General features: G+C 70.4%; 12 protein-coding genes. 6 read left to right on the top strand and 6 right to left on the bottom strand.

Going from position 1 to position 13,781, the window contains the following annotated elements; all coding sequences use genetic code 11:
* Nucleotides 1–4: 4 nt before the first annotated feature.
* Nucleotides 5–529, bottom strand: a complete 525-nt coding sequence (locus ACZ6S4_RS20460; RefSeq protein WP_212994471.1) for a peptidylprolyl isomerase — start codon at nucleotides 527–529, stop codon at nucleotides 5–7.
* Nucleotides 530–729: 200 nt separating this feature from the next.
* Between ACZ6S4_RS20460 and ACZ6S4_RS20465 the strand changes: the two genes are divergently transcribed.
* Complete coding sequence (locus ACZ6S4_RS20465; protein ID WP_465476460.1) at nucleotides 730–1,446, top strand: hypothetical protein; 717 nt, start codon at nucleotides 730–732, stop codon at nucleotides 1,444–1,446.
* A gap of 69 nt (nucleotides 1,447–1,515) precedes the next feature.
* On the opposite strand, the gene eccB is transcribed toward ACZ6S4_RS20465, so the two are convergent.
* The 3 genes from eccB to ACZ6S4_RS20480 all read right to left on the bottom strand — a co-directional run bounded on the left by eccB (nucleotide 1,516) and on the right by ACZ6S4_RS20480 (nucleotide 5,594).
* Nucleotides 1,516–2,985, bottom strand: a complete 1,470-nt coding sequence (gene eccB / locus ACZ6S4_RS20470; protein ID WP_465476461.1) for a type VII secretion protein EccB — start codon at nucleotides 2,983–2,985, stop codon at nucleotides 1,516–1,518.
* A gap of 64 nt (nucleotides 2,986–3,049) precedes the next feature.
* Complete coding sequence (gene corA, locus ACZ6S4_RS20475) at nucleotides 3,050–4,189, bottom strand: magnesium/cobalt transporter CorA (RefSeq protein ID WP_465476462.1); 1,140 nt, start codon at nucleotides 4,187–4,189, stop codon at nucleotides 3,050–3,052.
* Nucleotides 4,190–4,499: 310 nt separating this feature from the next.
* Entirely contained in the window at nucleotides 4,500–5,594 is a 1,095-nt protein-coding gene (locus ACZ6S4_RS20480; RefSeq protein ID WP_465476463.1) for an aminotransferase-like domain-containing protein, read from the bottom strand.
* Between the two features lie 238 nt (nucleotides 5,595–5,832).
* On the opposite strand from ACZ6S4_RS20480, the gene ACZ6S4_RS20485 reads away from it, so the two are divergent.
* From ACZ6S4_RS20485 to ACZ6S4_RS20495, 3 genes are read left to right on the top strand one after another with little or no spacing between them, the layout of a single operon-like run.
* Nucleotides 5,833–6,564 (top strand): phosphocholine cytidylyltransferase family protein, encoded by a 732-nt coding sequence (locus tag ACZ6S4_RS20485; protein WP_465476464.1) that lies wholly within the window; start codon nucleotides 5,833–5,835, stop codon nucleotides 6,562–6,564.
* The gene (locus ACZ6S4_RS20490) at nucleotides 6,552–7,613 is read left to right on the top strand and encodes an iron-containing alcohol dehydrogenase family protein (RefSeq protein ID WP_465476465.1); all 1,062 of its coding nucleotides are present in this window, start codon (nucleotides 6,552–6,554) and stop codon (nucleotides 7,611–7,613) included. The genes ACZ6S4_RS20485 and ACZ6S4_RS20490 overlap by 13 nt, the downstream gene beginning before the upstream one ends.
* Nucleotides 7,588–8,325, top strand: a complete 738-nt coding sequence (locus tag ACZ6S4_RS20495; protein ID WP_465476466.1) for a CDP-alcohol phosphatidyltransferase family protein — start codon at nucleotides 7,588–7,590, stop codon at nucleotides 8,323–8,325. Before ACZ6S4_RS20490 ends, ACZ6S4_RS20495 begins: the two co-directional genes overlap by 26 nt.
* A 1-nt stretch (nucleotide 8,326) precedes the next feature.
* Here ACZ6S4_RS20495 and ACZ6S4_RS20500 read toward each other — a convergent pair whose 3' ends face one another.
* Nucleotides 8,327–9,847 carry an arylsulfotransferase family protein gene (locus ACZ6S4_RS20500; RefSeq protein WP_465476467.1) on the bottom strand — a complete coding sequence of 507 codons (1,521 nt, stop codon included), beginning with the start codon at nucleotides 9,845–9,847 and terminating at the stop codon, nucleotides 8,327–8,329.
* 30 nt (nucleotides 9,848–9,877) lie between these two features.
* Nucleotides 9,878–11,068, bottom strand: a complete 1,191-nt coding sequence (locus ACZ6S4_RS20505; protein ID WP_465476468.1) for a glycosyltransferase family 4 protein — start codon at nucleotides 11,066–11,068, stop codon at nucleotides 9,878–9,880.
* A gap of 25 nt (nucleotides 11,069–11,093) precedes the next feature.
* Here ACZ6S4_RS20505 and ACZ6S4_RS20510 point away from each other — a divergent pair, with 25 nt between their 5' ends.
* Both ACZ6S4_RS20510 and ACZ6S4_RS20515 read left to right on the top strand, forming a co-directional pair.
* Nucleotides 11,094–11,996: an Fpg/Nei family DNA glycosylase gene (locus ACZ6S4_RS20510; RefSeq protein WP_465476469.1), complete on the top strand. Its 903-nt coding sequence runs from the start codon at nucleotides 11,094–11,096 to the stop codon at nucleotides 11,994–11,996.
* A gap of 253 nt (nucleotides 11,997–12,249) precedes the next feature.
* On the top strand, nucleotides 12,250–13,746 hold the full coding sequence (locus ACZ6S4_RS20515) for a sugar transferase (protein WP_360818182.1): 1,497 nt from the start codon (nucleotides 12,250–12,252) through the stop codon (nucleotides 13,744–13,746).
* Nucleotides 13,747–13,781: the final 35 nt, after the last annotated feature.

Below are 13,781 nucleotides of genomic sequence, written 5' to 3' on the forward strand. Positions count from 1 at the left end.
CGAACTACGCGCGCTCGATCTCCACGCGCTCCACCACGACGTCCTCGCGCGGACGGTCGCCCGGACCGGTCGGCGTGGCCGCGATCGAGTCGACGACCTTGGCCGACTGCTCGTCGGCGACCTGGCCGAAGATCGTGTGCCGGCGGTTGAGGTGCGGGGTGGCGCCGACGGTGATGAAGAACTGCGAGCCGTTCGTGCCCGGGCCGGCGTTCGCCATGGCGAGCAGGTAGGGCCGGTCGAACTGCAGCTCCGGGTGGAACTCGTCGGCGAACTGGAAGCCCGGGCCGCCGCGGCCGGTGCCGGTCGGGTCACCGAGCTGGATCATGAAGCCGGCGATGACGCGGTGCGAGATCGTCCCGTCGTAGTACGGGCCGCTGCCCTTCTGGCCGGTCCGCGGGTCGACGTAATCCTTGGTGCCTTCCGCGAGCTCCACGAAGTTGCGCACGGTCGCCGGCGCGTGGTCCGGGAAGAGCTGGAGCCGGATCGGGCCGTGATTGGTGTGCAGGGTGGCGTAAAGAGTCTCGGCCACGGGTACTCCCATCAGTGTCGCGGTCGCCGGTCGCTAGGTGGAGGACCGGCGCTGGACAGTTCTTTGCAGTTCGGATCCTCCCCCATGTGTCTGATCCGGCAACGCGGGGGTACCCAAGAGGGCAACATGACGTGGGAGAGAACCACAGGAGGTGGGCACTGGTGTTCGCAACGATGCGACGGAAGAACCGCAGCGCAAAGATGAAGAGCGAGCTCGGTCAGAGCGTTGATCACTTCAAGCGTGCGGCATCGCTCGCCGCGCAGGAGACCAGCGCGACCGTGGGTCCCCGTTTCTACGCTGCCCGTGATCGAGTGCAGCCGACGGCCAGCAAGGCCAAGAATGCTGCGACCGGCAGCTGGGAGAGCGCCGTCGCCACGCTGACTCCGCTGGTCACCGCGGCGACCGAGAAGGCGCAGCGGGCGAGCAAGTCGACGGCTACGGCGAGCAAGAAGGACCTCAAGGCGAGCAAGAAGGACGCCAAGAAGATCCAGAAGCGGGCCAACAAGGCACTGAAGGGCAAGCAGAGCAGCAAGGGCTCCAAGCTCGGCGGTCTGCTGCTGGCCGGCGCCGCAGTGGGTGCCGCCGGCGCCTACGTGCTGCGTAAGCGTCGTCAGGAGCAGTGGGACGAGTACGACCCGAGCCCCGCGACGACGCGGATCACCAGCTCCGACGAGGCCCTCGCCGAGCCGGCCGATCTGTCCGGTCCGTCGGGCTTCGTCACGCCGAAGGGCGAGACCGGCCCGGTCGTCGGCGCTGTCGGCTCGGACCCCGCGAAGGGCGTCGACCCGACGGTCGGTGCCGGCACGCCGGAGCCCGCCATCGAGCTCGTGGACGCCGACCCGGTCGACCAGACCCAGTCGGCGCAGCACAGCCCGAAGGTGGCCCGGCTGGCCAGCGGCGGCCAGAAGAAGAACTGACCCCCGGTAACGCAGATCATGCAGGCGGGTGGGCGCTCCGAGCGGAGCCGTTCACCCGCCTCGCTGCGTTCAGCCCTCGGTGGAATCGCCCTGGCGGGCGCGCACCGGGTCGAGCGCCGGTCCCTGGGGCAGCAGCGAGACGAGCTGGCCCGGGATCGGAGCCGGCTCGACACCGGCGTAGCCGAGGCGGGGCAGCACGTCCCGGTTGGCGACCGGGTAGCGGCGGCCGGTGTCCGTCACGATGCTGACCGTGCCGCTCCCGGCCGGCGCCGTGGGTGAGGCGGCGGCCACGACCAGCGCCCCCTTGCCGCGCGGCACGTGCACCAGATCGGCCTGCACGCCACCCGCGACGGCCGGCGCACCGGCGACCGGGCTGCCGTTCGGAGCCGTCGGGCCGATCCGGATGCTCAGCACGCCCTGGCCGGCGTCACCCTTGGCATCCTCGCCGTCGTAGGTCAGACACACCTGCTCCGGGCCGTTGAGCAGCACCGGGACCGCTGGCGGCAGGCCAGCGGCGGCGGCCTCGCCGATCAGCTGGGTCTGCGAGTGCGGCAGGCTGCTGTACAGGTTGAGGTCCATGTCCTGGCGGTCGTACGCCTCCGGGTCGACCTGCAGCAGCCGCGCCTGCACGTCGGTGATGTCGGCCACGCCGTCGCCCAGCACGACACCCCACTTGTCCGTGCCGCTGGCGTCGCCGCGGATGCGCAGCAGCTGGCCGATCTCGAAGTCGTCGATCGCCGGCGACGGATCACCGAGGTCCCGGATCGCCGGCGGCTTGAGGTCGGGCCCGATCGGCACCGCGTTGATCCAGGCCGCCGCCACGGGCAGCGGCTGCTGGGTCCAGCCCAGGAAGGACTGGGTGCGCTGGAGCCGGCCGGCCGGGATCAGGAACCGCTTGTTGTTGTAGACCAGGTAAGTGCGCCCGGACGGGTCGACGACGAGCAGGCCGCGCAGGTCGGCGGCGGGAGTGTCGGCCCGGGGCACGGGGAGCACGGTGCCGTCGGTGAGCCGATCACCGACCACCAGCAGGCTCTGCGCCGGGGTGCCCGAGCCGGAATCGGCCGGCGTCCGCGAGCAGACTGTCCACACCCGCGGCACCATCCCGCCCTTGGCGGCCGGCAGCGAGTCGGGGGCGTCCGGGATGCCGAGCGGATCGCCCAGCGGCACCTTGGCCAGGCTCTGCGACGAGGCGTCGACCATCTTGGGCTCGGTCGCGTTGGCGATCAGCAGGGCCGAGCTGTAGTTGAGCACCGGGTGCATCCGGTCGTCGGACTTGAGGTAGACGAAGCGGGCACCCGAGCCCTTCTCCAGGAAGACCACCGCCTCGTTGCGCGGCTCGACCGAGCTGCGCCCTTTGAGCAGGCCGTAGACGGCTGCGCCACCGACGGCCAGCGAGGCGACGACCAGGCTGATCAGGGCCGCGCTGCCGGCCCGGCGCAGCGGCGAGCGGTGCGGATCGGGGTCGTGGGTGACCAGCGCGGCCACCACCCGCTGCTGCGAGTACTGGTACGAGTGCAGCTGATCCTGGCGTGACGGCACGCGACTTCCCTCCCCAGGGCGACCCCGTCACTGTAAAGGGCGGCCGAGGGTGGTGGGGGGCGGGTCAGAGCCAGCCGTTGCGCCGGAACGCCCGGTAGAGCAGCACCGAGACGGCCAGCATCAACGTGACCAGCGCGGGGTAGCTGTACTGCCAGCCGAGCTCGGGCATGTGCTCGAAGTTCATGCCGTACACCCCGGCGATCGCGGTCCACACCGTCGCGATACCGGCCCAGGCGGCGATCTTGCGCATGTCGTTGTTCTGGTCGACCGTGACCTGGGCCAGCCGCGCCTGCAGGATCGAGTTCAACAGGTCGTCGTACGAGGCAACCTGCTCGACCGTACGGGTCAGGTGGTCCTGCACGTCCCGGAAGTAACGCCGGATCTCCTTGGGCACCTGCCGGCTCTGCGGCGAGGTGATCGTGGCCAGCGGCCGCTGCAGCGGCACCACCGCCCGGCGGAACTCCACGATCTCGCGCTTCATCTGGTAGATCTGCTGCACCGGACTGCCGCTGTCGCGGGAGAACGCGCCCTCCTCGATGATGTCGAGATCGGTCTCCACCTGGTCGGCCACCTCGACGTACGCGTCCACCACCCGGTCGGTCACCGCGTACGCGACCGCCCACGGCCCCTGCGCGAGCAGCTCGCCGCGGGCCTCCATGTCGGCCCGCACGGGCGCCAGCCGGGAGGCGTCGCCGTGCCGGACCGTGATGACGAAGCGCTCGCCGACAAAGATCATCATCTGACCGGTCTCGACCACCTGGGAGGTCTCGGTCAGCTCGCCGTGCGGCACGTAGCGCGCGGTGCGCAGCACCAGGAAGTGCACCGAGTTGAACTGCTCCAGCTTGGGCCGCTGCTCCGCCTTGACCGCGTCCTCGACGGCGAGCTCGTGCAGGTCGTAGGTGCGCGCGATGGCGGCCATCTCCGCCGCGGTGGGCTCGTGCAGGCCGAGCCAGACGAAGGCGTTCTCGCGGCTGCACGCCTCGCGCAGCGCCTCGTCCGGGGTGAAGTCACCGGGCTCGCGCTTGCCGTCGACGTAGACGCCGCAGTCCACCACCGCCGTGCCGTGGTAGGGCCGGCCGGGCTCGTCGGGCCGGCCGTCGTCGGCGCCGAGGAAGCGGTTCATCGCCCGGACCGGGGCGGTCCAGGCCCGGGACAGTGACCGGTTGACGCCGGTGGTCCGGCTGCGGTGCACGTCGTCGCTCATGGCTGCCTCCCCCAGGGGTGATGTCGGCCGACCTCGCGGTGAGGCCTGCACGAAGCTACGCCCGTTACCTTGCCCGGCCGGGCCACCCGCATGCCGGTCGGCCGGGTGGCGCCGGACGGACCGGCCGCATTTCGGGGGGTGAAGGTGCGATCGGCCCGCCCGGCGCCGGGGGGCGGGGGTGGGTGTCGACGCACCGGGCCGCATGGTCATGCATCCGGTGCAGCAGCATTGTGAGCCGAACGCCGGTCCCGGGGAAACCCGGGACCGGCGTCTGAGGCGCAGTGTCGGAAACCCGACAGTCAGGCAGGTATCAGGCGGAGACCTCGGCGATGGCCGCCGCGAGCCGGCGGACGCCCTCGTCGATCTGGTCGACGGTGACCGCGGAGAACGCGAGCCGCACCGACGACTTACCGCCGTCCAGCAGGAAGTCGCTGCCCTTGACCACGGCGACACCCTTCTTCATGGCCGCCGGGAACAGCTTGTCCACGTCCACCGAGGACGGCAGATCCACCCAGAGGAAGTAGCCGCCGTCGGGCTCGGTGAAGGTGGCGCCGGGGATGTGCTCGCGCAGCGAGGCGGCGAGGACCCGGGCCCGCTCGGCGAGCGCCGTGCTGACCGTCTGCACCGACCGCTCGATGTCGCCGGAGACGCAGAACTGGTGCACGATCGCCTCGGACACCATGCCGGGCGAGATGTAGAGGTTGGTGGCCTTCTTGGCGATGGCGTCGATCAGGGCGGCCGGGCCGACCAGATAACCCACGCGCACACCGGGGCACACCGTCTTGGTGAAGCTGGAGGCGTGCACGACCACGTTCTCCGTGTCCATCGACAGCATCGACGGCAGGGCCTCGCCGCGGAAGCGGATGTCCACGTACGGGTCGTCCTCGAAGATCGTGAAGCCGTACTCGACCGCCAGGCTCAGCAGCGCCCGCCGCTTCTCCAGCGAGAGCGTGACACCGGCCGGGTTCTGGTAGTTCGGGATGATGTGCGCGAGCTTCGGGCGCAGGCCCGCCTCAAGCATCCCCTTGAGCTCGGCGACGTCGATGCCGTCCGGCTCGATCGTCACCTGGTGCACCTTGCCGCCCAGATTCTGCAGGTTCAGCAGGGTGCGGTCGTAGGTCGGCTTCTCCACGATCACGTCGTCGCCGGCGTTGACCAGGTGGTTGAAGAGGAACGCGTCGGCCTGCAGCGAACCGTTCGTCACGATGACCTGGTCCGCGTCGACGCCGTGCTTGTCGGCGATCCACTTACGCAGCGGGACGTAACCGACAGAGGTGCCGTAGGCGGTCACCCCGGCCGGATCGGCGTCGAAGGCCCGGGCGGCGGCGGCCTTGAGGCCCTGCACGTCGATGATGTCCAGGGACGGAGCCCCTCTTGCGAACGAGATCAGCTGCTCAGCGGTCATGCCCCCAAGCTTACGAGCAGGCACTGTGTGATTTTTCGAGTGTCCCCCGGCCCCGCTGTCCGGCGCCGGAGCTCTCGTCGTGGGCAGCGACGGCCGCATTTCTTCCAGCGCCGGTCGCCGGCACGAGAGCTTTTTCCGCACTCGCCGAGGGCGGCTCCGCGGTGCTGCACAATCTCGGTATGTGAACCCACCGCTATCCTCGGCTGGCACGCCCCTCACTTCGGGAAGGAACCACCCCATGATCGGCTTGGTACTCGCCGCCGGCGCCGGACGCAGGCTGCGTCCCTACACGGACACGCTGCCGAAGGCGCTGGTCCCCGTGGACGGGGAGACCACGATCATGGACATCTCCCTGCGCAACCTCGCGGCGGCCGGGCTGACGGACGTGACGATCGTGGTCGGCTACCAGGCCGGCGCGGTCGAGGAGCGCAAGGACGCGTTCGAGCAGAAGTACGGCGTGAAGATCTCCCTGGTGCACAACGACAAGGCCGAGGAGTGGAACAACGCCTACTCGCTGTGGCTGGCGCGGAACCACTTCGCCCAGGGTGCACTGCTCGTGAACGGCGACACCGTGCACCCGGTGAGCGTCGAGCAGACCCTGCTGGCCAACCGCGGCCCCGGCATCCTGCTCGCCATCGACAATGTGAAGAAGCTTGCTGACGAGGAGATGAAGGCAGTCTTCTCGGCAGATGGCCGGCTGACGAAGATCACGAAGCTGATGGAGCCGGCCGAGGCCTCGGGCGAGTACATCGGCGCCACGATCATCGAGGCCGAGGCGGCCGCCGGCCTGGCCGACGCGCTGAAGGCGACCTTCGAGCGCAACCCCGACCTGTACTACGAGGACGGCTACCAGGAGTACGCCGACCGCGGCGGCGAGATCCGCGGCGCGGCGATCGGCGACATCCCCTGGGTCGAGGTGGACAACCACGACGACCTCGCCAAGGCGCGGGACATCGCATGCCGTTACTAGCCCGCAGCGTCCAGACGCCGCTGCACATCGACGTCCGCCGGGGCGCGGTCGCGGACCTCAGCGCGATCCTGGCGGACGGCCGGATCTCGTCCGGCGGCGACGTCGCCGTGGTCGTGGGGCCAGGTCAGGGCGAGCGGATCGCCGAGATGATCCAGCCATCGCTGCGGTCGGCTGACATCTACACCACCGCCGGGGGCACCCTCGACGCGGCGATCGACCTGGGCGCGAAGCTCCGCTCTCGCTCGTATGACGCCGTGGTGGCGATCGGCGGCGGCAAAACGGTAGATACGGCGAAATATGCCGCGACGCGCTACGCCCTGCCGATGGTGTCCGTGGCGACCAGCCTGGCCAACGACGGCGTGGCGTCCCCGGTGGCGAGCCTGATCCACGACGGCATCAAGCGCTCCTACGGTGTGCACATCCCTCTTGCCGTCATCGTTGATCTCGACTTCGTCGAGAACGGCCCCGAGCGGGTCAACCGGTCCGGCATCGGCGATGTGATCAGCAACATCAGCGCGTTGGCCGACTGGGAGCTCGCCCGGGCAGTGCGCGGCGAGCCCGTCGACGGTCTGGCTGCCTCGCTGGCTCGGATGGGGGCCGAAGCCGTGCTGACCATGCCGGGCGACATGACCGACGACGCGTTCGTCACCGTGCTCGCGGAAGCCTTGATCTCCAGTGGTCTGGCCATGGCAGTCTGCGGCAGCAGCCGTCCGTCCAGCGGAGGCTGTCACGAGATCATGCACGCGACGGACTCGCTGTTCCCGGACACCGCTTCCCACGGCGAGCTGGCCGGCCTGGGAGCCCTCTTCTGCACCTTCCTGCGCGGGGACGAACGCCGCTTCGCCCAGATGTCCGACTGCCTGGTGCGGCACAGCCTGCCCCGCACGGCCGCCGACGTCGGCCTGACCCGCGAGCAGTTCGTCGAGGTCGTCGACTTCGCGCCGCGGACCCGGCCGGACCGCTACACCATCCTGGAACACCTCGCGATGTCGCCGGACGAGATCCGCAGGAAGCTGGCCGAGTATGACGACGCCGTCGCCCGCCGCTGAGCCGACAGTGGACCGCCCGCCCACCGCCGCCGACTACTACGGCGTGAACAGGGGCGGCGGGCTGTTCAGTGAGGCGATCAGCCAGCGGGTGGGTGCCCGGATCGCCGTCTTCGCCCACAAGCACCGGCTCGCCCCGACCGTGCTGACCGTGGCCAACCTGGGCCTCAGCTGCCTGGTCTCGTTCGTCGTGGTGGCGGCGGCGGGACCGGTCGCGGACCGCCAGGTGTGGGCCTGGCCGGTCGGGCTGCTCGCGCTGGTCGGCTGGCAGTTCGCGTACGCGCTGGACTGCTCGGACGGCCAGCTGGCCCGGGTCACCGGCCAGACCAGCGCGGCCGGTGGCCGGGTCGACGTGCTGTGCGACGTGGCCGGTCAGATCGCGTTGGTGGCGGCCCTGTCCGCGGTCGCCGAGGCGCAGGTGCCGGAGACCCCGGCGTGGCTGGTCGCCGCCTTCGCGGGCACCTGGATGGTCAACCTGGTCACCTCGGTGATGCAGACGGGCAGCCAGGCGTCGAGCATGGTGACGAGCCGCTCGCTGCCCGTCCGCGTGGTCAAGCTGGTCCGCGACTACGGCGCGGTGATCGCCCTGGCCGGCCTGGTGCTGACCCTGGCGCCACAGTGGACGATCTTCGTGATCGGCGCGTTCACGCTGGTCAACGGCGCCTTCCTGGCCGCCAGCATCGCGTTTGCGGGCCGGGCCGCTCTGAAGGGCTGACTCAGACGCGGACGGGGATCGCGGACGAGGTCCCCAGCACCTTCCCGCTGCTGTCGAGCGCTTCGGCGACCACGTACTCCGGGGTGCCCGGCAGCTTGAGCGTGGTCTCGAAGCCGGTGCGGCCGGCCTCGGCGATCTGGCTCAGGGCACGCGGCTGGCCGCCGGCCCGGGCCCGCCACTTGGCGACCTTCGTGCTGCCGTTCCAGCTCGTGCTGACGACCACGTTGCCGCCGTCGACGTGCAGGCCCAGGGCGGGCTGGTCCAGCGGCGCACCGGCCCACTCAGCCTTGTACGCGCGGTACGACTGGTTGTCGAGCGGCAGGTGCCCGTCGAGCCGCACGGTGCCGTCCGGGGCGTACTCGGTGAAGTAGGGCTTCTGTCCCCAGCCGATGAACGAGCCGCCGTCGGCCAGCTCCCGGAAGTTGCCCTGCGTCGGCGCCGACAACTTCTCCGGGTGCAGGAACTCCTGCACGAAGGTGACCGTCTTGGCAGCCTCGTCGACCTTGAACACCAGGCCGCGGGACTGCTCGCGCTCCTTGGTGATGCCGGCGCCGTTGTCGAAGATGCTGTATGACCCGTCGCGCCGCCGCCGGAAGTCGTGCTGCCAGCTGAACTTGGACTTCTCATCGACGGTGAAGTCGGACTTCTTGCCGCCGATGCGCCAGAGCACCTTGCCCGACTTGCGATCGATCTTGTAGTTCGCCCAGGTGTGCCGGGCCGAGGCGAGGATGTGCCCGTCCGCGTCGAGCCCGACCGAGTTGGCGTGGAAGTAGTCGTACGGCAGGTGGGCGGAGTCGCCCTCGGGCAGCGGCGCGTACGACTCGGACAGCTCGACGTGGTCCCGGGCCCGCCACTCGAAGACCCGCTTGCCGGTCCTGATGTCGATCTCCTGGATCACCCCGTCGTGCAGCACGCCGTCGGCCGGCCCCCCGAGCGCCGACAGGTCGTACGGGACCGGGTCGTAGACCCAGAAGATCGCGGTGTCGTCCGGCGTGATCACGAAGTCGTGCTGGTCGGCCTGCTCGGAGCCCGCCGCCCGGACCCGGGTGATCTCCCGGTACGAGGTGTCCGCGATGACGAACTCGCCCTGCCCGACGCCCTGCCCGCCGGTGCCGCCGATGGTCCCCTCCCACCAGGTCAGGACCGGCTTGTTCTGGTACTGCTGGACCTTGAAGTCGATCGCCACCGTGGCCGGGTCGGGCACCTTGCGGAACCAGACCGGTGAGCCCTTGTCGTCCACGATCAGCGGGCCCCACAGCCCGGTGCCGGACGCGGGCGTCAGGAAGATGAAGCCGGGGGCGGTCGCGTTGGCCGGCGTCGTGATCGTGACGTCGGGCAGCGTGCGCAGGTCGGGGCGCGACCGGTACTTCGCGGGGCCGGCCTGCGGGGCGGCCTGCGGGGTCTCGGCGTCGTCCTGGCTGTCGGCGATCGCATAGCCGGCCCCGGCCCCGGCCGCGGTGAACACCACGGCCCCGCCGACACCGAGCAGGAGGTTGCGGCGCGAAAGTTTGGCTTCGGTCACGGGGCCAGCTTTCCCCGTTTCGATGGCGATCTACCTCGATGCGGGATGAGAATTGCCTGTGAGCCCGGCATAGATGTCGATGAGTCGCCGGGTCACCACGTCCGGGTGGAAAGCGCGCAGGTAGCGGTCGCGGGCGGCGGACGCGACAGCCGCCGCGCCGGCGCGGGCGATCGGCAGCGCGGTGGCCAGCTTCTCCGGGTCGGGCCCCACCGCCCAGCCCGCCGGGCTCACGGTCTCGCCGATCCCGAGCAGGTACGGGATCCCGCCGACGTCGGTGCCCAGCACCGGCCGGCCGGCGGCCATCGCCTCCAGGATCACGGTCGGCAGCACGTCGTCCCACGTCGGCACGGCCACGATCACCGAGGCGGCGCGGCGGGCGGCGACCATGCCGGCCCGGTCCAGCGCGCCGAGATAGGTGACGTCGGCCCGCTCGGCCGCGGCCTGCTCGGCCAGCGGACGCAACTCCCCGTCGCCCGCGATGCGCAGCTGCCCCAGCGTCCCGTCAGGGTGCCGGCGCCACGCGTCGAGCAGCAGCGCCAGGCCCTTCTCCGGGGAGAGCCGGGCGGCGTACAGGAAACCGTCACCCAGCGGCTCCGGATCACCGGGATCCGGCAGGCCGTTCGGCTTGATCACGATGCGGTCGTCCGGAATGCCGTAGTTCCGCAGGTGCTCGGCGATCCGCCCGGTCAGCGCGATGTAGCGGTCCACCGACTTCCAGGTCGGCCGGTGCACCGCCAGCGTGGTCGCCATCAGGGCGCTCTGCGCCGCCGACCCGCGGTAGCACTTGTGCACGACGGCCGGCCAGCCCACCACCTTGCCCCGGCAGTCGTGGCAGTTGTGCCCGTCCCGGAAGTAGAGCCCGGACGAGCAGACCTGCCGGTAGTTGTGCACGGTCTGCACGACCGGCACGCCGTGCGCGTGCGCGGTCCGCACGACCGACGGCGACAGCAACGGGTACGGGTTGTGCAGGTGCAGCAGATCCGGGCGCTCCCGCCGGAGCAGGTCGGCGAGGTCCCGCTGGGCCGCCCGGCCGAAGATCGGCGACAGCGGCAGCAGGGCCTTCTGCGCCAGCGGCAGCTCCCCGATCGAGTCGGAGGCGCGCTGGAACGGCAGCACCTCGATCCCGGCCGCCGTGAGCTGCGCGATCTCCGTGTCGACGATGACGTTCTCGCCGGACGGGATGGCCTCGCGATATCTGTTGTGCGCTACGACGACCTTCACGCCGGGAAACGCTACCGTTGAGGGCGTGCCGGAGCTTCCCGAGGTCGAGGCGCTCGCTGCGTACCTGCGGGAGCGTGCGGTCGGCCGTACAGTCCAGCGTTTCGAGGTCTCGTCCTTCAGCGCGCTGAAGACCTACGACCCACCCGCCTCCGCCGTGGCCGGCCTGGTCGTCACCGCCGCCGGCCGGCACGGCAAGTTCCTGGATCTGAGCCTCGGTGGGGAGTCTTCAGTCGGGTCAAGGGCGGTGGCGGGGCGGTCGGACGGGCTGCACCTCATCGTGCACCTGGCCCGGGCCGGCTGGCTGCACTACCGCGACTCCTTCAAGTCACCCGCGCCGCTCAAGCCGGGCAGCGGGCCGATCGCGATCCGGGTACGCCTCGACGACGAGTCCGGCTTCGACCTGACCGAGGCCGGCACCCAGAAGTCACTGGCGGCGTACCTCGTGCGTGACCCCGCCGAGGTGCCCGGCGTGTCGCGGCTGGGACCCGACGCGCTGGAGGTCGACCGCGACCAGTTCGCCGAGCGGCTGCGCAGCCGCCGCGGCCAGGTCAAGGGCGTGCTCACCGACCAGGAGGTGCTGGCCGGCATCGGCAACGCCTACTCCGACGAGATCCTGCACGTGGCCAGGATGTCGCCGTTCGCGCTGACCCACAAGCTGACCGACGAGCAGATCACCACCCTGTTCGAGGCCATGCGGCAGGTGGAGACCGACGCCGTGACCCGCTCGGTGGGGCAGAAGGCCGCCGAGCTCAAGGGGGAGAAGCGCGCCGGGATGCGGGTCCACGCCCGTACCGGCCTGCCGTGTCCCGTGTGCGGTGACACGGTCCGCGAGGTCTCCTTCGCGGACAAGAGCCTGCAGTACTGCCCGACCTGCCAGACGGGTGGAAAGCCGCTCGCCGACCGCCGGTTGTCCAAGTTGATCCGATAGTCACGCAGCGTGCACAAACCGTTCCGTGGGGGAAAGCGGGCACAACGTCCCCTTCTTCTGGACCGTTCCATCGGTATAGTGGCCCGGTCCCACGCTTCGTGCGCGGCGCGCTAGGGACCGGCGGCCCCGCCGGAGCCCCCAGGGCCGTGGCGGTGCGTAATGTTCTCGGTGTGGGCGGTACGTGATGCGGGAGGACGTAGGCGAGGTGACCACAAGCCTCCAACGCCCGGGAACCAGCAAGAGCCGGAGCGGCATGCCGTACGACAGTTTCGAGTGGCAACAGGAGCCGCCGCCCAGCAACGGCGTACCCCGGTCGGCCTGGACCCGTTCCCACCGCCGGCTGTCGCGCTGGCACCGGCCGTACACGTTGATTTTGATCATCCTGGATTTTGTCTCGGCCATCCTGGCCAGCGCGCTGGCTGTCACCTTCATCCAGAAGGCCAGCTCGGGTTTCCAGGGCCGGGAGAACATCTTCTACTTCGTCGCCTTCGTCGGCCTGCCACTGGGCTGGATCTTCACCCTGTGGGCCAACGGCAGCTACGACCGGCGCTACCTCGGGCTGGGCAGCGAGGAATTCAAGCGGGTCTTCCGCTCCTCCATCACGGTTGTGGCCGCGGTCTCGCTGCTGGCCTTCGGCACGCGCACCCAGCTCTCCCGCGTGACGGTGGCCTACGTCTGCGTCGCCGCGCTGATCTTCATCCTGTTCTGCCGCTACTCGGCCCGGCAGGTCCTGCACGTGGCCCGCCGGCGCACCGGTCACGGCGCGCACCGGATGATCCTGATGGGCACACTGCCCGAGGCGCTCGAGGTCTACACGGCCGTCACCCGCAGCCCCGCCGCCGGTCTCATCCCGGTGGCCATCCACCTCACCGACGGTTACTCCGCGGCCAGAGGCATCGAGACACCCGTGCCGGTCTACGCCGGCCGTGACGTGCTCGCCCTGGTCCGCGAGGTCGGCGGCGACACGATCGCGGTCTGCGGCTCGGCCAGCGCCGAGCCCGGCGAGCTGCGCCGGCTGGCCTGGGCCCTGGAGGGCACCGGCGTCGACCTGGTGGTCGCCCCGCAGCTCACTGATATCGCCGGCCCGCGCGTGCACATCCGCCCGATCGAGGGTCTGCCGCTGCTGCACGTCGAGGAGCCGACGCTGTCCGGCCCCGGCTGGCTGGCCAAGAACCTGCTCGACCGGGTGGCCGCCTTCTTCGGCCTGCTCTTCCTCAGCCCGGTGCTGGCCGTGATCGCCATCGGCATCAAGATGGCCAGCCCCGGCCCGGTCTTCTTCCGTCAGCCCCGGGTCGGCCACGAGGGCCACACCTTCCGGGTGTGGAAGTTCCGGACCATGGACGTGGACGCGGAGGAACGCAAGGCCACGCTGGAGGAGCTCAACGAGGCCGACGGCATGCTCTTCAAGATGAAGGAGGATCCCCGGATCTTCCGGTTCGGGAGCAAGCTGCGGGCCACCTCGCTGGACGAGCTGCCCCAGCTGATCAACGTGCTGAAGGGCGAGATGTCGCTGGTCGGGCCGCGTCCGCTGCCCGCCGACGACGGCGACTACCTGGGCGACGTGCGGCGCCGGCTGCTCGTGCGCCCGGGCATCACCGGCCTGTGGCAGGTGTCGGGCCGCTCGGACCTGTCCTGGGACGAGGCGGTCCGGCTGGACCTCTACTACGTCGACAACTGGTCCCTCACGTACGACCTGGGCATCCTCTGGCGAACCATCTGGGTAGTCCTGAAGCGCAAGGGCGCGTATTAACTCCCTGAGCTGGTTTTTCCGGAACTTTCCGGTCA

The organism is Actinoplanes sp. NPDC051405 (assembly GCF_055586185.1).

Coding starts and splice junctions, on each gene's coding strand:
- ACZ6S4_RS20465 (WP_465476460.1), top strand. CDS start 730: ATGAAGAGCGAGCTCGGTCAGAGCGTTGATCACTTCAAGCGTGCGGCA.
- corA (WP_465476462.1), bottom strand. CDS start 4,189: ATGAGCGACGACGTGCACCGCAGCCGGACCACCGGCGTCAACCGGTCA.
- ACZ6S4_RS20480 (WP_465476463.1), bottom strand. CDS start 5,594: ATGACCGCTGAGCAGCTGATCTCGTTCGCAAGAGGGGCTCCGTCCCTG.
- ACZ6S4_RS20485 (WP_465476464.1), top strand. CDS start 5,833: ATGATCGGCTTGGTACTCGCCGCCGGCGCCGGACGCAGGCTGCGTCCC.
- ACZ6S4_RS20490 (WP_465476465.1), top strand. CDS start 6,552: ATGCCGTTACTAGCCCGCAGCGTCCAGACGCCGCTGCACATCGACGTC.
- ACZ6S4_RS20495 (WP_465476466.1), top strand. CDS start 7,588: ATGACGACGCCGTCGCCCGCCGCTGAGCCGACAGTGGACCGCCCGCCC.
- ACZ6S4_RS20515 (WP_360818182.1), top strand. CDS start 12,250: ATGCCGTACGACAGTTTCGAGTGGCAACAGGAGCCGCCGCCCAGCAAC.